General features: G+C 58.5%; 21 protein-coding genes. 12 read left to right on the top strand and 9 right to left on the bottom strand.

Annotation, left to right across the window (positions count from 1 at the left end):
• Positions 1 to 2 precede the first annotated feature (2 nt).
• The gene (tssI, locus tag CFBP6623_RS00635; RefSeq protein WP_080842327.1) at positions 3 to 2,453 is read right to left on the bottom strand and encodes a type VI secretion system tip protein TssI/VgrG; all 2,451 of its coding nucleotides are present in this window, start codon (positions 2,451 to 2,453) and stop codon (positions 3 to 5) included.
• A 158-nt stretch (positions 2,454 to 2,611) separates the two neighbouring features.
• On the opposite strand from tssI, the gene CFBP6623_RS00640 reads away from it, so the two are divergent.
• From CFBP6623_RS00640 to CFBP6623_RS00650, 3 genes are all read left to right on the top strand, one after another.
• A complete protein-coding gene (locus tag CFBP6623_RS00640) occupies positions 2,612 to 3,037 on the top strand; it encodes a hypothetical protein (RefSeq protein ID WP_232370426.1) in 426 nt (141 codons plus the stop codon).
• A gap of 61 nt (positions 3,038 to 3,098) precedes the next feature.
• Positions 3,099 to 3,788 (top strand): aquaporin Z, encoded by a 690-nt coding sequence (gene aqpZ / locus CFBP6623_RS00645; protein WP_046800517.1) that lies wholly within the window; start codon positions 3,099 to 3,101, stop codon positions 3,786 to 3,788.
• Positions 3,789 to 3,877: 89 nt separating this feature from the next.
• The gene (locus CFBP6623_RS00650; RefSeq protein ID WP_046800726.1) at positions 3,878 to 4,171 is read left to right on the top strand and encodes a hypothetical protein; all 294 of its coding nucleotides are present in this window, start codon (positions 3,878 to 3,880) and stop codon (positions 4,169 to 4,171) included.
• Positions 4,172 to 4,383: 212 nt separating this feature from the next.
• On the opposite strand, the gene CFBP6623_RS00655 is transcribed toward CFBP6623_RS00650, so the two are convergent.
• Positions 4,384 to 6,330, bottom strand: a complete 1,947-nt coding sequence (locus CFBP6623_RS00655; protein WP_167379164.1) for a glycosyltransferase family 2 protein — start codon at positions 6,328 to 6,330, stop codon at positions 4,384 to 4,386.
• Between the two features lie 170 nt (positions 6,331 to 6,500).
• Between CFBP6623_RS00655 and CFBP6623_RS00660 the strand changes: the two genes are divergently transcribed.
• On the top strand, positions 6,501 to 7,262 hold the full coding sequence (locus CFBP6623_RS00660; RefSeq protein ID WP_046800519.1) for a transporter substrate-binding domain-containing protein: 762 nt from the start codon (positions 6,501 to 6,503) through the stop codon (positions 7,260 to 7,262).
• A 100-nt stretch (positions 7,263 to 7,362) separates the two neighbouring features.
• Here the strand turns inward: CFBP6623_RS00660 and uppX are convergent, their stop codons facing one another.
• Positions 7,363 to 8,655 carry a Wzx-type polysaccharide biosynthesis protein UppX gene (uppX, locus tag CFBP6623_RS00665; protein WP_046800520.1) on the bottom strand — a complete coding sequence of 431 codons (1,293 nt, stop codon included), beginning with the start codon at positions 8,653 to 8,655 and terminating at the stop codon, positions 7,363 to 7,365.
• A 290-nt stretch (positions 8,656 to 8,945) separates the two neighbouring features.
• Between uppX and uppY the strand changes: the two genes are divergently transcribed.
• Together uppY and CFBP6623_RS00675 are read left to right on the top strand one after the other, a co-directional pair.
• Positions 8,946 to 10,241 (top strand): Wzy-type polysaccharide biosynthesis protein UppY, encoded by a 1,296-nt coding sequence (gene uppY / locus CFBP6623_RS00670; RefSeq protein ID WP_046800727.1) that lies wholly within the window; start codon positions 8,946 to 8,948, stop codon positions 10,239 to 10,241.
• A 26-nt stretch (positions 10,242 to 10,267) separates the two neighbouring features.
• On the top strand, positions 10,268 to 11,020 hold the full coding sequence (locus tag CFBP6623_RS00675; RefSeq protein WP_046800521.1) for a polysaccharide deacetylase family protein: 753 nt from the start codon (positions 10,268 to 10,270) through the stop codon (positions 11,018 to 11,020).
• A 47-nt stretch (positions 11,021 to 11,067) separates the two neighbouring features.
• Here CFBP6623_RS00675 and CFBP6623_RS00680 read toward each other — a convergent pair whose 3' ends face one another.
• Positions 11,068 to 11,718, bottom strand: coding sequence for a S24 family peptidase (locus CFBP6623_RS00680; RefSeq protein ID WP_046800522.1), 651 nt, complete (start codon positions 11,716 to 11,718; stop codon positions 11,068 to 11,070).
• 113 nt (positions 11,719 to 11,831) lie between these two features.
• Positions 11,832 to 12,482 carry a response regulator gene (locus CFBP6623_RS00685; protein WP_046800523.1) on the bottom strand — a complete coding sequence of 217 codons (651 nt, stop codon included), beginning with the start codon at positions 12,480 to 12,482 and terminating at the stop codon, positions 11,832 to 11,834.
• 241 nt (positions 12,483 to 12,723) lie between these two features.
• Between CFBP6623_RS00685 and CFBP6623_RS00690 the strand changes: the two genes are divergently transcribed.
• Together CFBP6623_RS00690 and CFBP6623_RS00695 are read left to right on the top strand one after the other, a co-directional pair.
• On the top strand, positions 12,724 to 13,077 hold the full coding sequence (locus CFBP6623_RS00690; RefSeq protein ID WP_046800524.1) for a DUF952 domain-containing protein: 354 nt from the start codon (positions 12,724 to 12,726) through the stop codon (positions 13,075 to 13,077).
• Positions 13,077 to 14,168 (top strand): quinone-dependent dihydroorotate dehydrogenase, encoded by a 1,092-nt coding sequence (locus tag CFBP6623_RS00695; protein ID WP_046800525.1) that lies wholly within the window; start codon positions 13,077 to 13,079, stop codon positions 14,166 to 14,168. Before CFBP6623_RS00690 ends, CFBP6623_RS00695 begins: the two co-directional genes overlap by 1 nt.
• Before the next feature lie 62 nt (positions 14,169 to 14,230).
• Here CFBP6623_RS00695 and CFBP6623_RS00700 read toward each other — a convergent pair whose 3' ends face one another.
• Entirely contained in the window at positions 14,231 to 14,731 is a 501-nt protein-coding gene (locus tag CFBP6623_RS00700; protein WP_046800526.1) for a CAP domain-containing protein, read from the bottom strand.
• 1 nt (position 14,732) lies between these two features.
• A complete protein-coding gene (locus tag CFBP6623_RS00705) occupies positions 14,733 to 14,999 on the bottom strand; it encodes a DUF6460 domain-containing protein (RefSeq protein WP_046800527.1) in 267 nt (88 codons plus the stop codon).
• Between the two features lie 168 nt (positions 15,000 to 15,167).
• On the opposite strand from CFBP6623_RS00705, the gene CFBP6623_RS00710 reads away from it, so the two are divergent.
• The 3 genes from CFBP6623_RS00710 to CFBP6623_RS00720 all read left to right on the top strand — a co-directional run bounded on the left by CFBP6623_RS00710 (position 15,168) and on the right by CFBP6623_RS00720 (position 17,589).
• Positions 15,168 to 16,109, top strand: a complete 942-nt coding sequence (locus tag CFBP6623_RS00710) for a class I SAM-dependent DNA methyltransferase (RefSeq protein ID WP_046800528.1) — start codon at positions 15,168 to 15,170, stop codon at positions 16,107 to 16,109.
• A 135-nt stretch (positions 16,110 to 16,244) separates the two neighbouring features.
• Positions 16,245 to 16,856: a YitT family protein gene (locus tag CFBP6623_RS00715; RefSeq protein ID WP_046800529.1), complete on the top strand. Its 612-nt coding sequence runs from the start codon at positions 16,245 to 16,247 to the stop codon at positions 16,854 to 16,856.
• A 91-nt stretch (positions 16,857 to 16,947) separates the two neighbouring features.
• Positions 16,948 to 17,589: a YitT family protein gene (locus CFBP6623_RS00720; protein ID WP_046800530.1), complete on the top strand. Its 642-nt coding sequence runs from the start codon at positions 16,948 to 16,950 to the stop codon at positions 17,587 to 17,589.
• A 26-nt stretch (positions 17,590 to 17,615) separates the two neighbouring features.
• On the opposite strand, the gene CFBP6623_RS00725 is transcribed toward CFBP6623_RS00720, so the two are convergent.
• On the bottom strand, positions 17,616 to 18,077 hold the full coding sequence (locus tag CFBP6623_RS00725; protein WP_046800531.1) for a carboxymuconolactone decarboxylase family protein: 462 nt from the start codon (positions 18,075 to 18,077) through the stop codon (positions 17,616 to 17,618).
• Positions 18,078 to 18,191: 114 nt separating this feature from the next.
• On the bottom strand, positions 18,192 to 18,695 hold the full coding sequence (locus tag CFBP6623_RS00730) for an RrF2 family transcriptional regulator (RefSeq protein ID WP_046800532.1): 504 nt from the start codon (positions 18,693 to 18,695) through the stop codon (positions 18,192 to 18,194).
• 49 nt (positions 18,696 to 18,744) lie between these two features.
• On the opposite strand from CFBP6623_RS00730, the gene CFBP6623_RS00735 reads away from it, so the two are divergent.
• Positions 18,745 to 21,336: a ligase-associated DNA damage response DEXH box helicase gene (locus CFBP6623_RS00735; RefSeq protein WP_232370425.1), complete on the top strand. Its 2,592-nt coding sequence runs from the start codon at positions 18,745 to 18,747 to the stop codon at positions 21,334 to 21,336.

Genomic DNA, 21,336 nt, shown 5'->3' on the forward strand with positions numbered 1-21,336 from the left:
AATCAAATCCTGACAAACGGGGTGGAATTCTTCGACATCGACTTCAAGCAAGAGCCACTTTCACCGGGCCCACCTTTCTTGAAGTTAATCTGGTTACCTTCGATATCGATCTTCAGGGCAAAGAGCTTGATGCCGCTTTTTGTCAGGGAAATGTATCCGCCGGGTGTCGAAAGGCGAATTTCATCGTCGCCGAATATCTCCCAGACCTTCGCCTCGCCGTGGTATTTCTCTTCGGAGACGAGATTGTAGAGCTTGCCGACATTGACGGTGATCTTCTCACCGACACGCGTGTATTGGCCCGTACCGATCTCGACGAATTGCTCTTTGCCGATGGTCAGGTTCTGCTGTTTTCCGACCTGTCGGACTTCCGTCTGGCCAATATTGGTAACCTTGCTGACCCCGACCTGCTCGGCTTTTGCCACACCTACGGATGTGGACTGAAACGCCCCGATGATCGTGTTCATGATGCCGGGCAGCGGAAAGAGCCCCGAGGCATCGGAACCGACGCCCGAGCCGGAGCCGGCAAGCGCCGTGCCTGCATCTGCCCGCGGACTTGGGCCGGAGACCACACCATCCCGCGACGACATGCCGCCAGCACCGAGAAAGCCAAGCGCCGATGAGGCAAGTGTCGTAGCAAAGGCAGCGACACCCGGGCCACCTCCACCGGCGATCTGTGCTGCCTGACTGAGCAACCCCGCCGTCTGTCCGGAGAGCGCCTGCACGCCCGCCATGGCCATCATCGCCATCGGCCCCGTGCCGCCAACGACGGTGTTCACCGAGCCGCCGATCTCGTGTTTCTGGTTGCCGGAAACCTCCACCGCGCGGTTGCCGCCGACCGAGGCAACCTCGTGCCGGTCAATACGCTTGGTCCGGTCATTCAGAACCCGCGTCGTCTGGTCCTTCTGGGCGTGGAAGAACTGGTTCTCCTTGCCGGCCTCGTCCTCGAAGGTGATTTCGTTGAAGCCATCACCCTTGTGGCTGTTGGAACGCAGTACCATGCGCGTCTTGTTGGCGGGCAGGTCGTAAGGAACGGAATTGGCAGGATTGTTGACCACGCCGATGACCAGCGGCTTGTCCGGATCGCCATCGACAAAGGCGACCATCACTTCCATGCCGATGCGCGGGATGACCTGCGCGCCCCACGTCCCGCCGCCCCATGCCTGGCTGACGCGCACCCAGCACGTATCGGTTCCATCCTTCTTCGCCTTGCGGTCCCACGGGAACCACAGCTTGATGCGGCCATATTGATCCGGATGGATTTCCTCGCCTTCAGGACCGGCGACGATCGCCACCTGCGTACCCTCGATGCGCGGCCGCTTCGTCGCACGGTGCGGCGTCAGCGGCACGCGTGCCGGGATCGCCTCGAAGTGATTGCGATATTCCGGCTCGTTGCTGTTTGTCTCATAGGAGAGATCCACAATACTGTGGCTTGCCCTGATGATCACATGTTCTTCATAGGCATGTTCCGGATGCGCAACCTCGTAAGGCGTAAAGCGGCGGCCGGCTTCCAGGATGCGCGTGGTCGAAGACCCGAATACCCGGTCATGATCGGCCTCGATGGATTGGGTTCTGAGTTTCTGCGCCCGCTCGGCCTCTTCAACCGTCTTGATGCGGGCCGGATATTCATAAAGCTCGCGTTTCGTCGCATCCGGCATCTGCACCAGTGAGGGCGTCATGGTGCCAGGCACCATGCCCGGTGTCTCGAAATTCCAGTCCGCACCCGCGCGCTGGCCCGACACATAGGAAAAACGCCGCGCCCAGTCGCTAATGTGGTTGCGATCCGACGACCCCTGCGCCAGACGCACCGTCCCCTCACCCTGGGCGGCCGGCGACGGCCCAAGCCAGCCGCTGGCGCTATCGGCCACATGCAGCTTGTGGGAACCGTCCTCATGGGCAAACCAGTAGAACAGCCCGTCCTCTTCGAAACGCCGGGTGAGATAGTCCAGATCGGTCTCGTTAAACTGCACACTGTAATGCTGCGCCGGCGGCGGCGAGATGATGCCCGATGTATCGGGGGCGGGAATGCCGTGTTCGGAAAACAGCGTCTCGACGATCTCGACCGCCGTCTTGTCCATCCAGATACGGCAATCCGAGCGGCGTGACAGAAGCCACATCTGCGGCCGCAGCGTCAGCGCATAGGAGCGCATGCCGCGGGTGATCGGCGGACCTTCGTGCAATTCCGTCACCAGACCATTGAACGGCCGGCGAACACCGCCACCGTCGCCATCGCCCTGGCTGATCTCGACCGACACATCGACAAGCCGGCCAATCAGCTCCTCGGGCTTGACCGCTTCCTTCTTGGCCCGCAGGGTCAGGTGGATTTCGAAGAGCCGTGATACGCCCTCGTCAACCGCAAGTCGTTCAGGAAGAAGCTGGTCTTCCCCTAGAGGAGACTTGACCTTGAGCACGCGGCTCGCCTGAACGAAATCGGAAAAAGAAGACTGATCATTCATGGCAAACCTCGATGGAAGATCGGAAAAATATCAATCAGCTGTCAAAATCTCGACAGAATGCAATCAAACATTGTGGCGAAACCATGGACTCACCATGAATTCTGCAACCTGCATATGCCAAAATTCCATCGATGATATCTGACAGGCTGAGGTATGGAGTGACGCTCGAAAGAAATCCGAGACAGACAAAGCACGATGCCGAGACTTACGGCCTGCGCCGCGAAGAGGCCGCCGGCGCTCGCCATGGTGCCGGATGGTGGGTCAGTATCAGGCGGCGCGGCCACAGGATCGTCAGGCTGTTCAAGGACAGCATCTACGGTTCCGGCGATGCCGCCTATCGTCAGGCACGCGCCTACCGCGACGCCATCCTTCTTGCCATTCCGCCCGCCACCAATCACGAACAGGCCGTACTTCTGCGTAGAAACAACCGAAGTGGTATCTCCGGCGTCAGGCGCATCGAGACCACCGACGGGGATGTCTGGCATGAAGGGCAAAAAAGAGAAAACTTCTCCACCGCAAAGTTCGGCCTGCGGACATGCCGCGCGTGGCCGCCGCTAAGCGGCAAGCGCATCCCTATAATTTAGCTTGACTACGATTAAATTGCACGTAATAGTTGATGCAGTCGTAACATTATGGGGAAGTGTTATGAGTCGCAAACTTCTTTCTGAATTTTTGGGAACGTTCTGGCTTGTCTTCGGTGGCTGTGGCAGCGCGGTTTTCGCTGCCGGTTTCCCAGAGCTCGGCATTGGGTTCCTCGGCGTTGCTTTTGCTTTCGGCCTGACGGTTCTGACCATGGCCTATGCGGTCGGAGGCATTTCCGGCGGTCATTTTAATCCGGCGGTTTCCGTCGGTCTGACGGTGGCCGGCAAGTTCCCGGTATCGAGCCTCATTCCTTATATTGTGGCGCAAGTGCTGGGTGCGATTGTCGCCGCAGCTGCGCTTTACGTCATCGTCACTGGCAAGGCGGGGGCCGAACTTGGTGGTTTTGCTGCAAATGGTTATGGCGAACATTCACCGGGCGGATATTCCCTGGTGTCAGCGCTGCTGATCGAAGTGATCCTGACTGCGTTTTTCCTGATCGTCATTCTGGGATCGACACATGGCAGGGCTCCAGCCGGTTTTGCGCCAATCGCCATCGGTCTTGCCCTTACACTTATTCATCTGATTTCCATTCCGGTCACCAATACCTCTGTCAATCCGGCCCGCTCGACGGGACAGGCATTGTTCGTCGGTGGATGGGCATTGCAGCAGCTCTGGCTGTTCTGGCTTGCTCCGATCCTCGGCGGCGTCATCGGTGCTGTGGTCTGGAAACTTTTCGGCGAGAAAGAAGAGTAAGGCGCAAGGCCAGCTCCTTCCTGCCCGCGCAGACATGAATGGGAAGTTTGTTTTCCCGAATGGTCGGGGAAACCAGTGAGGAGGATGACATGGATCTTGCTTCGATATTGGCCCAGGTGATCGGTGGTGCGGTTGGCGGCACGGCTGGCGGGAAGATAGTGAAGGATTCCGATCTCGGCTCGCTTGGCAACCTGATTGCAGGCGCCATTGGCGGCATTGGCGGCGGAACCGTACTTGGCTCGCTGCTCGGAGCGGCGGGAAATGCGGCGGCTGGCGGTGTGGATATCGGCGCTCTTGCGGGTCAGCTGGTTGGCGGTGGTGTCGGTGGTCTGATCGTTCAGATCATTGTCGGTTTGATCAAGAACAAACTCGTCGCCAAATAGGGCCGTTAGCCACCCGCGTGGCGGCGTGACAGAGCTTGCCGGAGGAGACACCTCATTCGGCAAGGCTTCTGGTGTATTACGTATCGATAACGGCAACCCGCCGAAACCGAATTTTTGCGAGATGCAGTAGCACATCTGCAATGGTGAGACGCGTTCTGCGGCCGCCGAAAAGAGGTGTGAGGACTGTATTCACCGATATTGCGGATGCCGCGTCAGGCCGAATTCTTGACGGCAGGCATATGCGGTGTCTTGTTCCAGACGAAGGGTCTGGTTTTCAGTTCCACAACCGCGCGCCATGCCGCTAGAGACAACATCAGCCAGTAAAACGGGATCGCCAGCCAGCGTTGCCCGACCTGCTTCTTTTCATAGGGTATCATTCTGTTTCGGCCCATCAGCACGAAGATGGTGTAGCTTCCGAGAATATTCAGCGTATCGATGACGAACAGAATGCCCTGCCAGGAAAACAGCATATCTGTGCCGCTTTCCAGGATCGCCATGGCCATGAAGGTGAAGGAAAGAAACAGCAGGGGGTGGGTCAGTGACGATAAAAGCATGCCGCCGATCAACAGTTGAAAGACAATATAGTCGCTCCATCCCATCTGGCGCGCAGTTGTAACGGGCGCACGGGTCATCACCAGCCAGCTTTGCAGCCAGCCCTTGTACCAGCGCGCGCGCTGGTTCAGCCAGACGGAGAACGAGGTTGGCGCGTCCTCCAGTGTCTGTCGCCGAATGACACCGCAGCGATAACCCAGCCTGTGCAGTCTGAGGCCCATATCGGCGTCCTCAGTCACATTATAGGGGTCCCACGCCCCAACGCGGCGCAATACCGCGGTGCGGAAATGGTTTGAAGTGCCGCCAAGTGGCAGCGGCAGCCTGTGTGCGGCAAGAACGGGTAACATGCAGCGAAAGAGGCCGGAATATTCCAGCGCGAAACAGGCGCTGAGCCAGGAGGAGCGTGCATTGCTGACAATAAGCGGCGCCTGCAGGCAGGCCACTTCGTCCGGCTGGCGGCGAAAGGTGGCATGGGCTTCGCGCAATTGTTGCGGATGGGGGCGGTCTTCTGCGTCGTAGACGGCAACCAATGTGCCCCGCGCCCCAGCGAGCGCATAGGTCAGCGCCTTGGGTTTGGTGCGCGGCAGGGATGGCGGCACTTTTATCAGCTCGATATGTGGACCGGGATTGACGCGCTTGATGGCGGCGATCGTCGCGTCATCATCCGCTTCGCAGACGAGTTTGATATCCAGTCGGGACTTGGGCCAATCCAGACGCTCCAGCGCGCCGATGAGTTGCTCGACGACCGCCTCCTCGCGATAGAGCGCCACGAGAACGGTGTAGACCGGCAGGTCACTGTCGTCTCGGAGAGCCGGGAGGGTTTGTTTTTCGTTTTCCGTCGGAGCGTGCGGAGCGTTAACGAGCGCAAACAGCCTGAAAAGCAGGGTGAAGAAATAGAGCATCGTCAGGCTGACGTGAATGTAAGCCAGCGCCGCTTCCGTATAAAAAAGCAGCGACAGCGTCAGCAGCGTAGCCAGAATGCCAGTGTAGAAACCCTGCTGGCCCTGCAATGTAATCCTGGCGGAATGGCCCGGGGCCGCGTTGAAAAGCCTTTGTTGCGCCTCATGGCTGCGGCGCGTCTCACCAGCCTTCCAGATTGCGCTGCGCATGGCCTGCGGCGTGGTGACGGCAAGCTCGTCGAAAAGATGCGGATGCCGATCGAGCATGGTCTTCAGCAACGCAAACCGTCCCAGTTCCGGCACGATCAGAAGGAGCGGTCTGCCGTTCAGTGGCTTCAACCGGAGCAACTGTGGTTCGGCGAGTTGCATATCGAGGTTCTTGATATCCTCGACCCGTTCCGGATCGATTTCCGGGAAAAACGGTAGTCGCAGAAATCTGGCAAAAGCACCGAAGTAAGCTTCCGTCTGGACAAGGCCGCTTGCCAGCAATTCATCTTCCACCGTCGAGCCATTTTTAAGAGCCCGCTGCTCGAATGCGTCGATATAGGGTTTGCCGAAGCCCAGTGAAGCGAGGAACTGCGCCTGTCCGGGTTCAGCCTGTTCAGCTGCGCTCCATTGCCGATCATCGCCCGTGAATGAAAATGCAATTTTCCGTTCCATTGGCGTCGTGCGAAACGATTCTCGTGTATAATGGCTAGATTGATCCATGCATCGCCGCCGCCGTCATGGTAATGTCCCACATCCTGCTACGGACAGTATAGATGAGAATGACGAATGTAACGCGAAATATAGGTATTGGCTTTACTTTAGCTATCGCTTTACAATTTTTTGGTGTTATTGACGAAACCCATGCCGAAGGTCTTTCAGACGGAAACCGCATGCCGGTGCTGTTTGATGCGCAGGAGCGGTTTCCTGGCGGCGATCTTTCTTCCGTACCGCGGATCAGGTTTCTGATGTCGGTTGATTTTCCACCGTTCAATTTTACCGACCAGGAGGGCCGGCTCGCGGGTTTCCATGTGGATCTGGTGCGTGAAATCTGCGCCCAGCTGAAGGTGGAAAGCAAGTGCCAGGTGCAGGCATTGCCGTTTGACGAGCTGGAGGCGGCCCTGGAAATGGGCGAAGGCGAAGCGGTGATTTCCGGCATTGCCACCACCGCTGACCTGCGCAAGAGTTTTACCTTCTCGCGCCCTTATCTGCTGTTGCCCGCCCGTCTTGCGGTCAACAAGGCCGCGAAGTTCTCCGGCTCCGGCGCCGATGCATTGTCGGGAAAAAAGGTGGGGGTTGTCGCGGGTTCACGGCATGAACAGATGCTCAAGGCATTTTTCCCGAAAGCCGCCCCAGAGGGTTTCGAGGGCTACGAACCCATGTATGCAGCCCTGAAGACAGGCAAAGTGGACGCCATCTTCGCTGACGGCCTGCGCCTGCCTTTCTGGATTTCGGGGAGCGCCTCCGAAGGCTGCTGTTCTCTCTTCGGCGGGCCTTATATGTCCGACAGGTTTCTCGGCGAAGGCCTTTCCATCATGGCCGTCGATCCGGATAACGTGCTTGTGCCGGCCTTTGATCAGGCGCTTGCCGCACTTTCCCGCAACGGCCGGCTGGAAGAAATCTACCGCCGTTATTTTCCCTATGGGCTCTACTAGAACATTCGGAAAAACGGCGTAGCGGCCTGACGCTCGGAAAAGGCGCGGATGGCGATAGTTGGGTGTCGATCCGATTCAGATCGCCTGGGGCGTTCTCATTCTATTTCGCCGGGGCAAAAGCCTCGTCACTGCGGCGCAATCGCAAAAGCGCGATCCATACCGCAGCGGCAATGGCGGTCTCCACCATGAAATAGCTGCCGATCGTTCCTGAAATGCTGAAAGACCAGGTCGCAAGCGCAACGACGATGGAACCGATGAGGTTCCCGCTGTTCCATATCTTGGCGCGAATATCCTGCCGTCCGGATGCGCCGAGCGCTTCAAGCGCCGTTGCCGCAACAGCCATGGGTATCACCGCCCAGCAAAGAACACGGGTGATGACGGGCAGGGAAACATATTCGTCACCGAACAGGAGGGGCAGGAATGGTGCGATGATGAAGATCGCAAATGCGCTGCCGGCTGCAATGACAAGGGCGGCCTTCAGCACATTATAGGCGCGTTCTATCGTCTTGCTGATGCCCTGCAGGGCGGCGGAAGCCGAACCCGGATAGATCAGGCGGTTAAGCGCTTCAACGGAGAGATAGGAACTGTCGAGAATCCGCCGGGCAATGGAATAGCTGCCCAGAACCTCGGCGCTGGCAATGGCGCCGAGAACCAGAATATCGGCATTGCCGCGCACGGCCTTGAACAGGAACTGCGTGGAAAACAGAATGCCGATGCGGATTTCATCGCGCACGATCCGGAACACCGGCCTGCCGAGCCTGCTGATCGCCTTCACGGAAATTACGGCGGCAATGGTGTGGGCGGCGAGGTTCCACAATGCCCAGGCCTCTACCGTTTCCACCTTGAAGACGAGACAGGCGACCACGGCGGCAATCGTGCGGGCAACGGCAAACATCACTTCCAGCTTGTTGGCCGAGGCAAAGTCGGAATGGGCGATGAAGCTTTGTGTGGAAAGCGAAATAACCTTCAAGAGAACGAGGTTCGTGATGAGGATCAGGAAGGTGGTGATGAGCGTGTGCAGCAATGTTTCCGAGGTCGGGAAAAACACCGGAATCGTTACCATGCCGATGATGGTCAGCACCACGCCTGTCGCGGCACTCAAAAGGTAACTGTGGCCGAGCATGACGGGAAACATGCTGCGATCCTGCGCCACGCGGCGGATGAGCGATTCCTGCGAGCCGATGCCGCAGATCTGCACACCGAGATTGGTCACGGCGGTAATCGAGGCGTAAAGCGCGAATTGTTCGACACCGAGATGGCGGGCGAGCAGGGCAAACGTCAAAAGCTGGGCGGCGCTGGACATCAGCAGTGCCCCGCCGGATGCCATGTAGGTCAATCCCAGTCTGACTAGATGGCCGAACCGCGGCGTATTCAACGACACCTCATTCTCCATGTTTTTTCGACATTGCCGGGCAAGTTCAAGAATGATCGCCCGGCCTTGCAATATTTCGCGAACTGAAAAAAGCCGGTAATCGGCCAGTAACCTGAATGCCAATAACCTGAATGAATGGCAGTTTCTCCTGTCTTAGCCTTCTTGAGGTAAGAGAGGGTTAAAGCAATTGCACAATAATGATGATAATGACCGTTTATGGTTATTTGGACATGGCCCGGTTTCACAAGGGTTTTGTTGTTCGTCACAAGGCAGGCCAATGATCCGATTTTCCGCTCCCGATGCAGGCGACCATGCCGCGTTTTGCTGATACGCAGTCCATTTCTGCGGAAAGCAGCGCCATGTCCCTTTCGGGCGGCCGCCGCGACGCGATTTTTTTCGTCGTCACGATGCTCTATATCTGGATTTCTGTGGCGCCTTTCGAGAGCCTTGCGGTGCCGCCGGTCCCGCGCGCCGCCGCAAACCAGCTGACCGGGCTGGTGATTGCGTTGATCCTGCTGGTATTTGCCCTGCGTCACCGGCTGACGGGGCTTTTGCTGCGGCCGCGTCTGCCTATCCTGCTGCTGTTTTCCTGGCTGGTGATTTGCTCGGTGCTCGGCACGCAGCCAGGCACCTCGCTGCAGCGGCTGATCTTTACGGCGCTGCTGTGCTTCATCACCAGTGTCCTCGTCGTCATGCCAAGGGACCGGCGGCAGTTCGACCGGATGATGGCCATCTTCGCCATCATTCTTTTGGCGCTTTGTTATTTCGGGGTGATCTTCCTGCGATCGCGCGCAATCCATCAGCCCTTTGATCTCGATGAAAAAGCGCTGGCGGGTGACTGGCGCGGCATCTTCAACCACAAGAACGCCGCCGCGCCCGCCATGATCATTCTTTTCATGGTCGGGCTTTATCTGCGTAACGCCTGGTCAACGGTTGGCGGTATTGCGATCACGCTGCTGGCGGGGTTCTTCCTCTGGAAAACCAACGGGAAAACCGCCGCGATGCTGCTGCCCGTCACCATCGCGCTGATCTGGATCATGGAAAGACATGCCGGCCGGACATTGCTGATGATCGGCGGCCTCCTCACGTTCCTCAACATCCTTGCGGTCGGCTCCACTTATTTTCCAAGCATACAGAATCTGGTCGAAAGCCTGGGCATCGATTCCACCTTCACCGGGCGAACGGACATATGGCGCCTGTCCTTCGACACCTTTGCGCAGTCTCCGATCTTCGGGCAGGGTTTCCAGGCGTTCTGGACGAGCGACCGGCTTCTATCGCAGGCCGATATTGCCGGCACCTGGGCAATCACGGCCTTTCATGCCCATAACGGTTATATCGAAAGTCTGCTGAATGGCGGCCTGCCGGCTTTCATCCTCACAGTCATATGGCTCGTCATCATTCCCGCAAATGATTTTCGCACGGCGGTGGACCGCGGCACGGATCCGGCTTTGACGCGGCTTTTCGGACGAATCTGGGTGTATGCCTTACTTTCTTCGTGTCTTGAGAGTAATTTCTTTACCGGAACCGGGCCTATCTGGTCGTCTCTTCTGATCGCAATTTATTGTTTGAGGCATCAGGCTTACGACATACTTGAACAGGGGCAGTAATTTGTTGACAGGCCGGGGGGCTGTGTATGACGCAAAAAATCGGAACGCTTGCAGACCGGGTCAATAACCGGCTGGTGCGGTATTTTCCGGGACCGGCGGTGCGGATCGAAACATCTCAGCCGATCGTCTCCTTCACATTCGACGATGTTCCGGCGAGTGCCTGGACGAAGGGTGCCCGCATTCTGGAGGATGAAGGCGTTCTCGGGACGTTTTACATTGCGGGCGTTTTTATCGACCGGCACGATGAACAGCAGGAGATGATTTCCGCAAAAGGCTGTTCAGAGCTTGCAGCGGCCGGCCACGAGCTTGCCTGCCACACCTATTCCCACCGCAAACTGTCGAGCTTTTCACGGCGCGGGCTTGAAGAAGATTTCGACCGCAATGACCGCGTGCTCGGATCGTTCGACGAGAAACGGCACAGGCAGAATTTCTCCGTTCCTTTCGGCATGGCCTCGCCAATCATGCAGCCCCTGTTGCGGCGCCGGTTCAGAACCACCCGCGGCATTATGCCCGGCATCAACCGCGGCAGCGTCGATCCGCATAATCTTGCCGCCGTCGAATTACGGTCGGATCAAAATTATCTCGATGCCGCTGACCGCTGGCTGGAGGATGTTTTGCAAAATGGCGGCTGGCTCATCATTTTCACCCATGATGTTTCGACCACGCCAAGCTTTTACGGTTGCCCGGAAGAGAGGCTTCAGAGCCTCGTTCGCCGGGCGACGTCCGGAGGGGCGAAAGTCATGACGGTGGATGCCGCCGCAAATGCGCTTGGTCTCTGAACATATATTGCGTTGGGTATAGCGTCAGCGGCTCTTTACCCGCGCGCTTACTGGCTGGCCCAGATGATGCGAGCGATCCATTCCACATCGGCCATGTCGAAGCTGCGGTTGGGATGTTCGGGGTTCAGCGACAGAAGCTCGATGTTCTTGGGGCTTTGCCGCGCCAGCACCTTGGCCATCACTTCACCGTCGCGACTTTTCAGCACCACACGGTCACCGCGCCGTACCTGCGCGCCCGGTTCCACGATGAGGATATCGCCGTCGCGGTAAAGCGGCATCATGCTTTCGCCCTGCACTTCCAGTGCGTAGACGCCCTGTTTGCGTTCGGGGGAAGAAGGGAATTCCACCACATCCCAACCCTGACCCGCCGGAAAACCGCCATCATCGAAAAAACCGCCGGAACCGGCCTGCGCAAAACCGAGAAGCGGAATGGCGTTGTCGGCACCGGAAGGCTGCATGGTCTGTGCCTTGCCGAAAGCGTAGCCGAAAAACTGATCGACACTCGCCCCCGTTGCCTCCAGCACTTTTGATACGGATTCCGTCGAGGGCCAGCGTTTGCGTCCGTCCGGGCCGAAACGCTTCGACTTGTTGAACGAGGTGGGATCGAGACCGGCACGTTTTGCCAGTGCTGATGGTGTCAGCTCATGGCGCTTGGCTAGCGTATCGATGGCGCTCCAGATCGTCTCGTGTGAAAGCATGATAGAAAGCCCGCAGATGGAGCCGGTGGCGGAAAAGCTCCTGTCGTTTACCCATCGGAATCTAGACTATATCCAGCCTGGAGTAAAGAAAGGAAAGGAATAAAATCCTTATCTCATGCCACCATGGCCGACGTATTTATCTTGGCGAGCTGGATGACGGCCTGCGTGCGGCTGTCTACCTTGAGCTTTAAGAGGATCGCTGAGACATGTGCCTTGATCGTGGCTTCCGAAACATTCAGCTCATAGGCGATCTGCTTGTTCAGCAACCCTTCGGCAAGCATGCCGAGAACCCGGCTCTGCTGCGGCGTCAGCGTTCTGAGTCGACCGATGAGATCGGCGACGTCCGAATCCTGTTCCTTTTCGCCTTGATGACCCGCCGGTATCCAGACATCGCCTTCCAGCACCGCGCGGATACCATCGCGGATATCATCGATACCGGAGGATTTGGAAATGAAACCTGAAGCGCCGAGTTCGATGGATCGGCGGATGGTGGTGGCATCGTCCGTTGCCGAAACGATGACGATCGGCAGGCTGGAAAATTCTGCCCTGAGCGCCATCAGGCCGGAAAATCCGCTAACTCCCGGCATGGCAAGATCGAGAAGCATCAGATCGGCGTCGTTGCGTGCCGTTGCAGCACTTCGGGCGGCTTCGAAATCTCCCGCTTCCACAATGGTCTGCTGCCCGTCAAGACCGGATACGGCCTGTTTGAGGGCGCCGCGAAAAAGCGGGTGATCATCTGCAATAATAATGACAAGTTCCGACATTCTGGCCCCCTCCCAAGGGCGTTATGCGGTTCTTTCGCGGGTACTGGTGCACTCCCTTGCCGGCTGTCGAAACGCACCCGGCTCCTCCGCTCAAGGTTGCGCCAATCGCTTGCGCATTACAAGAAAAAGCTTGTGGAGAGGTGGCCTTTGAAGCTCTCCGCAATAAAAATGCCGTGGAAACTGTGGACAATCTTCGAGCTTTGCGGCAAATCCCGCTGAGTGGAAAGCCTTGGAGAGCCCTATGCATGAAACGCCCGCGATCATCTATAAAATCGTGCCGGAGACGTTGTGGAGTGCAGCCAGGGCAAAAGGCGTGTTCGAAGGTGCGGCTATCGACCTGACGGACGGCTTTATTCATTTTTCGACGGCAAAACAGGTGGCCGAGACCGCCGCGCGGCATTTTTCCGGCCAGGTCGATCTGCTTCTGATTGCAGTCGACGGCGCAGCGCTGGGCGACAAGCTGGTCTATGAACCCTCCAGAGGCGGTGATCTTTTCCCCCACCTCTATGCCCCGCTTCCCCTGAGTGCCGTGCTTTGGGAAACGCCGCTCTCACTCGATCATGATGGCCAGCACCAGTTTCCGGAGATTTTATGATGAGCGGATTATTTTCCTCGATCGGCCGCAAGGGCCTGTTTCTGGTCGATCCGGAAAAGGCGCATGGACTGTCGATCGCCGCGCTGAAAAGCGGCTTTCTGCCCACCTGCATGGTGCCGCATGATCCGCGCCTGCAACAGACGGTTGCCGGTCTCGTTTTTCCCAATCCGCTCGGCATGGCGGCAGGTTATGACAAGAACGCCGAAGTGCCGGGACCGCTTCTGCGGCTCGGTTTCGGCTTCACGGAAATCGGCACTGTCACGCCGAAAGCGCAATCCGGCAATCCGAAACCCCGTATCTTCCGTCTGGTCGAGGATGAAGGCGTCATCAACCGCCTCGGTTTCAACAATGAAGGCCATGCCGCGGCGCTGGAGCGCCTGAAGCAAGCGAGCTTGCGCGGCATCGTTGGCGTCAATATCGGCGCGAACAAGGATAGCGAAGACCGCATCGCCGATTATGTGCAGGGCATAGAGGCGTTTTATTCGGTCGCATCCTATTTCACGGTCAATATTTCGTCGCCCAATACGCCCGGCCTGCGCGACCTGCAGGCGCGTGAAAGCCTTGCCGCACTTCTCGTTGCGGTGCTGGAGCGCCGCAAGGCGCAGACTGAGCGCTTTGGCAAACGCATTCCTGTCTTTCTCAAGATCGCACCCGATCTGACCGAGGAGGGAATGGATGACGTTGCAGAAGAAGCGCTCGCCCATGATCTCGATGGCTTGATCGTCTCCAACACCACGCTCTCACGCGAAGGCCTGCGGCCCGGCCCGCACAAAGGCGAGACCGGCGGCTTGTCCGGCAAGCCGTTGTTCGAGCTCTCGACCACGGTTCTCGCCAAGATGCGCCGCCGCGTCGGCGGCAACCTGCCGATCATCGGTGCCGGCGGCGTCTCGTCTGCGGAAACCGCGCTGGAAAAGGTAAGGGCAGGGGCCGATCTGGTGCAGCTCTATTCCTGCATGGTCTATGAAGGCCCCGGCCTGCCATCCACCATCGTCAAGGGCCTGTCGCAGCTGGTCGCCCGTGAGGGCGTGCAGTCTATTCGTGACCTGCGCGACAGCACGGTAGACCGCTGGGCTGACCGCAAGCTCGGCTGATTCTGGAGCGGGGTAGGGGCGCGGCGACGCGCTTGCCCGTGAACCCCGCTTCCGTCATCTGATCAGGCGCAGAGCACCATCGCCCAATAGGGCCGGTTGCGGCTGGCGGCGTCATAGGCCACCGCAACGCCAAGGCCGTTATAGGGCCCGAGCATGTTTTCGAGGTGATGTTGCGAGCCGATCCAGGCCTTGACCACACGCTCGACGCTGTCCTGCCCGGCGGCCACGTTTTCCGCCGCCGGAAGCGGAACCTTGCCGTCCTTCATGCGGATGAGGAAGCTGTCGGTGAGGCCGATCAGATGCGCCATCTTCTGCGCCTTGACCATGCGGCCGGCTTGATAAGCGGCAGCGCCGCTTGCCGCACCATTAATGGTAAGCGGCGAAAGCCCCTTCGAGCGGCGCAGATCGTTGACCATCGGAAGCGCGGCCGCCGTCTCATCGCGGGTGCCTGATGGCATTCCCTTGTTGGTGGGCATGGAAACGCAGGCGGAAAGAACGGAGCTGGCGGAAATCAGCACGAAGCCGCGCCGGGAAAGCGTCTGAAGTGATGATGTATTGGTCATGTCAGCGGCGATAGCTCAGAAGGCGCAGGATGATGAAAACGGGAATGACGATCGTGGCCCCGAGGATCAGATAGTCGCCGATTGCGCCCAGCGCATGGAAACCGCTGCGCCACAGGTCGACGACGAAATCGCGCGCGCTATAGATGATGTTCCACGGCGTCAATCCGAAGATCGCCATCAGAAAACCGACGAGCAGCGAAACCACCAGCAGCTTCACCACGGTGCGGGCCACCGTATCACCCAGCATTTTGTTGACCTCACCGGCCATCAGCAAGTCTCCTGTTTTGTCCTGACATATGAAACGGACCGCTTCGATGCAAGTTTTCACGCATTATATCGCGCCATATCAGTCAATTCCACGCGGGTGCCATGAAATAGGACTTGAGTTTTTTTATGGCTTGATAAATGACAGCCGGCATCTTCTCAGGAATCATTGATGGCCCCAAACCAGTTTTCTTCCGGTGACGTCATTGCCGACCGCCGGGCGGACTATGCCCGCATGTTGGCGGAAGGCGGTGATTATCCCGCCGCCGCCGAACTTATGGAACAGGCGCTTGAACTTGCGCCACGGTGGACGGCGGGATGGTTTCGCTTCGGGGAATATCACGAAAAGGCGGGCGAGACCGCAAAAGCGGTGGCGGCTTACGAGAAAGTCGCCGAGCTGGACAGGGAAGGGCTGTTTGCAGCCGAACTGAAACTTGCGGTTCTCGGCGCCGCGGAAACACCCGAGCAGCCGCCGAGCCGTTATGTGGAAGGGCTGTTCGACGATTATGCCGACCGCTTCGAAACCTCGCTTGTTGAGAAGCTGGATTACAGCGTGCCGCAAAAACTGGCGGAACTGATCGACAGGCAAGCGAAAGGCGGCATCTTCGACACCATTGTCGATATCGGCTGCGGCACCGGTCTCCTTGGCGTCGAAATCCGCTCCCTCGCAAAACGGCTGGAGGGGTTCGATATTTCGCAGAACATGCTGGCCAAGGCCGAGGAAAAGGGTCTCTACGATCATCTCGACCAGGCCGATCTTTCATTGGATGAAGAGACCTCGGGACTGTTCACCCCGGCACTTGCGCAGCACCGCGCCGATCTCGTCGCCGCTGCCGACGTGATGATGTATCTCGGCAGTCTTGAAACCGTCATGCCGCTCGTTTCCGCCCTGCTCAAGCCATCAGGCTTTTTTGCCTTTTCGGTGGAGGATGCGGGAGATGAGCAAGGTTTCGTCCTGCGGGAATCCCTTCGCTACGCCCATTCCAAAAGCTACGTGACCGACCTTCTTGAGCGGACAGGCTTTTCCCTCATCGAAATCCGCAAAACCACCATTCGCAAGGATGCCGGAAAACCCCTTTCCGGCATTCTCTTTCTTGCACGCGCCAGAGGCTGAACATTCCGTTTCTTGCCTTTTTCACGATAGGTCAGCGTTGCTTACATATCCATCTTGATCCGGTATTTTTTGCAGTGCAAAATATGCCGGAAACCTGAGGGAAAAAGTGTGAGCAGAACGAGAAGCGTTTACGGCATGTGGAGTTCAGATCCGGCCAAACATGCGCCGGTGGAAGACGTGCAAGGCATTGTTACCGGTGCCATCGTCTCGGCGCTCGGTTTTTATCTCCTGAACAAGGTCGGCCTTTTGACCGGCGGCACCGCCGGCGTCGCCTTTCTCATCCACTATGCCTTCGGCGTCAGCTTCGGCCTCCTGTTCTTCCTCGTCAACCTGCCGTTCTATTATCTCTCTTTCCGCCGCCTCGGTCTCGCCTTTTCGTTCAAGACCTTCATCGCCATCGGCCTTGTTTCGGTGCTGACGGAAGTGGAGGCGCGCTGGATGGTCATCGACAGCATCAATCCGCTTTGGGCGGCGCTGCTTGGTGGTCTGCTTCTGGGCTATGGGTTGCTGGCGCTTTATCGCCATCGCGCCAGCCTCGGCGGTATCGGCATTCTGGCCATCTATATTCAGGACCGCTTCGGCATCCGCGCCGGTCTTATCCAGCTGGCTTTCGATGCTTTTGTCATGCTCTGCGCTTTTCTCGTCATCGATCCGACCACCGTGGTCTATTCGATTGTCGGCGCTTTCGTTCTCAACATATTCCTCGCCATCAATCACCGCTCGGACAGATACATCGTCGTGCGTTAAGCTGAACGCTTGAAATTCGTCGGGCTTGGGCGCAATAGCTGGGCAAGGTGGGGCCAGATCGGGCCAGGTCTGGCAAGTCAGGGGAAAATGCATGGACGATACCAGTGCGCGCAGGCGTTTGAACCTTTGGACGTCGGCGCCCGATCGCCATTCGCTGCTGGAAGATGCGCAGGCCATTCTGGCGGGCAGCATGCTGATTTCGCTCGGCGTTACGCTGTTTTCCGCCGCGGGCCTTCTCACCGGCGGTGTGGTGGGTCTCGCATTTCTGGCGCATTACGCCAGCGGCTTCAGCTTCGGCGCTCTGTTTTTTCTCGCCAATCTGCCGTTTTATTATCTCGCCTTCCGCCGCCTCGGCCTCGCCTTCACCATCAAGACATTCTGCGCCATCGCCATGACGGCACTGCTGTCCGAATATATGCCCGGCTTTTTCGCTTTTGAGAGCATCAATCCGATTGCAGCTGCACTTTTCGGCGGATTGACGGTCGCCGCCGGCATGCTGGCTCTGTTTCGCCACCGCACCAGCCTCGGCGGTTTCGGCATATTGGCGCTTTATCTGCAGGACCGTTTCGGCTGGCGTGCCGGCCTCGTGCAGCTCGCCTTTGATGGCATGGTGCTGGCCTGCTCCTTCTTCGTCGCGACGCCTTTTGTCATCCTCTGCTCCATCTTAGGCGCGCTGGTCATGAACCTCACCCTTGCCGTCAATCACAGAAACGACCGCTACATCGCCATGTAGCGGTCGCCCGATTTCGATTGAATAATTCAGGCCGCCTTGGCTGCCGCATCCACCGGGTGCTGAGAGCGGAAACCAACGGCGATGCGGTTCCATGTATTGATGGCGCCGATAGCAACCGTGATCTTCACGATATCCTCATCGGAGAAATGCGCCTTCAGCGTTTCGAAGGCATCATCCGGCGCACCGGTTTCGGCAATCCTGGTCACCGCATCCACCCAGCCGAGCAGCGCCCGCTCCTGTTCGGTATAAACGGTCGATTCCCGCCAGACGCTCATCAGATTGATCCATTGTTCGGCAAGACCGTCATGGCGGCTTTCCTTGACATGCATGTCCACACAGAAGGCGCAGCCGTTGATGATCGAGGCGCGCAGCTTGATGAGGTGAACGAAGCGGCGCTCAAGGCCGCTGCTCTGGACGTAGTTTTCCAGCGCCATCACGGCCTTGAAGGCTTCGGGGGATGCTTTGGCATAGTTGATACGGGTTTTCATCGGTCTCTCCAGTGATTGGGGTCTATTTAAGGGCATGCAGTATCGGTCCGGAAAGCTGTCAGGCTCACCGGTATTGGCTTGGCAGGTCTGTCCGTGGTTCTGTCTTTTCGGGTCTCAGCGCGTCATCGTCTTGCGCTCGTTCAACTCCAGAAAGGCGCAGCCGCGCGCGGCAATCCCGCCATCGTCATTGGCGGCAAGGTCACCCAGAATGTCGGCGATGCTGGTTTTGGTAAGTTCCGCGCGGTAGACCTTCTCCGCTTTCAGCATCGCGGCATTGATGCCGCAAGGCTTGGTGAAATATCGTCCCGGCAAGGGGTTCGGCCCCCGCTGGCGGATTTCCGCACAGCGAAAGGCTGGCTGCGGTCCTTCGACAGCCAGCACGATATCGAGCAGCGTGATCTTGTCGGTTGCCCGGGCCAGACGGTAACCGCCTTTCGGACCCGGTACGGTGGCGACAATTCCCGCGCTGGACAGTGATTGCAGGTGCTTCAGGAGATAGCTCGTGGAAACGCCGTGGAATTCCGCCAGCGCCGCTGCGGACAGCACGCCGCCTTCGGAAAGTCCCGCCAGCATGCCTACGCTGTGAATGGCCTGTTCTACGCCGTCGCCGAGTTTCATCGGTCTTTCCCATGTCCTGTTGCTTCAGTATCGTGGATATTATTTATCCATGATTATGGTTTCCTGTCAAGCGGCCATGTTCCGCCCTTCTTTTTTGCAGCTTTTTCACTACCTTGAAGGCGTGAAACACACCGAGTCTCCCACTTCCGGCACGCATGTCGGCACCTTGCCCCTTCCATTCCAGAAATGGTTTGCTGAAAAAGGGTGGTCTCCGCGCGCGCATCAATTGGAGTTGATGGCGCGGGCGCGGGGCGGTGAAAACATGTTGCTGATTGCGCCGACAGGTGCCGGCAAGACGCTGGGCGGCTTCATGGCCTCGCTCACCGATCTGGCGGAACGCGGCAAGGTGCCGGCGGGCTCCGGTTTCGTCGGCGTGCACACGCTTTATATCTCGCCGCTGAAGGCGCTGGCGGTGGATATCGAGCGCAACCTCACCAAGCCAGTCTTCGAAATGGGCCTGCCGATTTCCATCGAAACGCGCACGGGTGACACGCCGCAGGCCAAACGTCAGCGCCAGAAGGTCAAGCCGCCCGATATTCTGCTGACCACGCCCGAGCAGGTGTCGCTGCTGCTTGCCAACAAAGAGGCTGAACGGTTTTTCCGCGACCTGAAATATGTGGTGCTGGACGAGCTGCATTCACTCGTCACTTCCAAGCGCGGCCATTTGCTGTCGCTGGCACTCGCCCGGGTGCGCAGGCACGCTCCGCACGTGCGCTTTATCGGCCTTTCCGCCACCGTGGCGGAGCCGATGGATTTGCGCCGTTACCTCGCACCGCAGGGGCAAGGCGAACCGCCTGCCGGCCTCATCACGGTCGAAGGCGGAGCAAAACCGGATATCGCCATTCTGCAGACGGAAGAACGCATCCCATGGTCGGGCCATTCGGCAAGCTATGCCATGAAGGATTTGTACCCGGCGCTGAAAGAGCACCAGACAACGCTGATCTTCGTCAACACCCGCTCGCAGGCGGAGAGGATTTTCCAGGAACTCTGGACCATCAATGATGACAATCTGCCCATCGCGCTGCATCACGGCTCGCTGGATGCCGGCCAGCGCCGCAGGGTGGAAGCGGCCATGGCGGAAAACAAGTTGCGCGCCGTCGTCGCCACATCCACGCTCGATCTCGGCATAGACTGGGGCGATGTTGATCTCGTCGTGCATGTCGGCGCGCCGAAGGGGGCGAGCCGCCTTGCCCAGCGCATCGGCCGTGCCAATCACCGAATGGACGAGCCGTCAAAAGCGATACTCGTTCCCGCCAACCGTTTCGAGGTGATGGAGTGCCGGGCAGCACTTGATGCAAACTACATCGGCGCACAGGATACGCCGCCGATCGCCGAAGGCGCGCTCGATGTTCTCGCCCAGCATGTGCTCGGCATGGCTTGCGCCGAACCTTTCGATGCCGACGAGCTCTATCGTGAAGTAACGAGCGCTTCGCCCTATGCGGATTTGCCGCGCGCCACCTTCGACCGGGTGGTGGATTTTACCGCGACAGGCGGTTATGCGCTGCGCACCTATGAGCGCTACGCCCGTATCCGCCAGATGAAGGATGGCCGCTGGCGCGTCTCCAATCCTGCGGTTGCGCAGCAATATCGCCTGAACCTCGGCACCATCGTCGAGGCGGCGGAACTGAATGTCCGCATGGTCAAGCGCAATGCCAGGGGCACGGTCGGCCGCGGCGGCATGTCACTCGGTAAGGTCGAGGAATATTTCCTCGAACAGCTGGTGCAGGGCGATACATTCCTGTTTGCCGGCAAGGTGCTGCGCTTCGAGGGTATCAGGGAGAGCGAATGTCTGGTGTCGCAGGCCTTCTCCATGGATCCGAAAATTCCCTCCTATGCCGGCGGCAAGTTTCCGCTTTCCACCTACCTCGCGGATCAGGTGCGCTCCATGCTCGCCGATCCTGCCCGCTGGCACGCGCTTCCGGATCAGGTGCGCGACTGGCTGGCGATCCAGAAGGAAAAATCGATCATTCCGAAGCGCGACGAGTTGCTGGTCGAGACGTTCCCCTTTCGCAAACGCTTCTTCATGGTCATGTATCCCTTCGAGGGACGGCTGGCGCACCAGACGCTCGGCATGCTTCTGACGCGGCGGCTGGAACGGGCCGGCGCAAAACCCATGGGTTTCGTCGCCACCGATTATTCGCTCGCCATCTGGGCCATGGAAGATATCGGCAGGCGGCTGAAATCACGCCGCCTGTCGCTGGCAGACCTTCTTGATGAGGATATGCTGGGCGATGATCTGGAGGCGTGGCTGGATGAATCCTTCATGCTGAAGCGCACTTTCCGCAATTGCGCCGTCATTTCCGGCCTTATCGAGCGCCGCCATCCCGGCAAGGAAAAGACCGGCCGGCAGGTCACGGTCTCCGCCGATCTTATTTATGACGTTCTTCGCAGCCATGAGCCGGACCATATCCTGCTGGAAGCAACACGGCGCGATGCGGCGGCGGGGCTTTTGGATATTGGCCGTCTTGGCGATATGCTGAAGCGAATCAAGGGGCACACCACCCACCGCGCGCTGGAGCATGTCTCGCCGCTTGCCGTTCCGGTCATGCTGGAAATCGGTCGCGAGACGGTGGCGGGCGAGGCGATGGACGATGTGCTGGCCGAGGCCGCCGACGAATTGATCGCCGAGGCCATGTCCTGA

The organism is Agrobacterium tumefaciens (assembly GCF_005221385.1).
In the GTDB taxonomy this organism is placed as follows: Bacteria; Pseudomonadota; Alphaproteobacteria; order Rhizobiales; family Rhizobiaceae; genus Agrobacterium; species Agrobacterium tomkonis.

Coding starts and splice junctions, on each gene's coding strand:
- uppY (WP_046800727.1), top strand. CDS start 8,946: ATGCCGCGTTTTGCTGATACGCAGTCCATTTCTGCGGAAAGCAGCGCC.
- CFBP6623_RS00730 (WP_046800532.1), bottom strand. CDS start 18,695: ATGAAACTCGGCGACGGCGTAGAACAGGCCATTCACAGCGTAGGCATG.
- CFBP6623_RS00725 (WP_046800531.1), bottom strand. CDS start 18,077: ATGAAAACCCGTATCAACTATGCCAAAGCATCCCCCGAAGCCTTCAAG.
- aqpZ (WP_046800517.1), top strand. CDS start 3,099: ATGAGTCGCAAACTTCTTTCTGAATTTTTGGGAACGTTCTGGCTTGTC.
- CFBP6623_RS00720 (WP_046800530.1), top strand. CDS start 16,948: ATGGACGATACCAGTGCGCGCAGGCGTTTGAACCTTTGGACGTCGGCG.
- CFBP6623_RS00660 (WP_046800519.1), top strand. CDS start 6,501: ATGCCGGTGCTGTTTGATGCGCAGGAGCGGTTTCCTGGCGGCGATCTT.
- CFBP6623_RS00655 (WP_167379164.1), bottom strand. CDS start 6,330: ATGGATCAATCTAGCCATTATACACGAGAATCGTTTCGCACGACGCCA.
- CFBP6623_RS00715 (WP_046800529.1), top strand. CDS start 16,245: ATGTGGAGTTCAGATCCGGCCAAACATGCGCCGGTGGAAGACGTGCAA.
- CFBP6623_RS00675 (WP_046800521.1), top strand. CDS start 10,268: ATGACGCAAAAAATCGGAACGCTTGCAGACCGGGTCAATAACCGGCTG.
- CFBP6623_RS00710 (WP_046800528.1), top strand. CDS start 15,168: ATGGCCCCAAACCAGTTTTCTTCCGGTGACGTCATTGCCGACCGCCGG.
- CFBP6623_RS00695 (WP_046800525.1), top strand. CDS start 13,077: ATGAGCGGATTATTTTCCTCGATCGGCCGCAAGGGCCTGTTTCTGGTC.
- CFBP6623_RS00690 (WP_046800524.1), top strand. CDS start 12,724: ATGCATGAAACGCCCGCGATCATCTATAAAATCGTGCCGGAGACGTTG.
- CFBP6623_RS00650 (WP_046800726.1), top strand. CDS start 3,878: ATGGATCTTGCTTCGATATTGGCCCAGGTGATCGGTGGTGCGGTTGGC.
- CFBP6623_RS00685 (WP_046800523.1), bottom strand. CDS start 12,482: ATGTCGGAACTTGTCATTATTATTGCAGATGATCACCCGCTTTTTCGC.
- tssI (WP_080842327.1), bottom strand. CDS start 2,453: ATGAATGATCAGTCTTCTTTTTCCGATTTCGTTCAGGCGAGCCGCGTG.
- CFBP6623_RS00735 (WP_232370425.1), top strand. CDS start 18,745: ATGATTATGGTTTCCTGTCAAGCGGCCATGTTCCGCCCTTCTTTTTTG.
- CFBP6623_RS00705 (WP_046800527.1), bottom strand. CDS start 14,999: ATGGCCGGTGAGGTCAACAAAATGCTGGGTGATACGGTGGCCCGCACC.
- uppX (WP_046800520.1), bottom strand. CDS start 8,655: ATGGAGAATGAGGTGTCGTTGAATACGCCGCGGTTCGGCCATCTAGTC.
- CFBP6623_RS00700 (WP_046800526.1), bottom strand. CDS start 14,731: ATGACCAATACATCATCACTTCAGACGCTTTCCCGGCGCGGCTTCGTG.
- CFBP6623_RS00680 (WP_046800522.1), bottom strand. CDS start 11,718: ATGCTTTCACACGAGACGATCTGGAGCGCCATCGATACGCTAGCCAAG.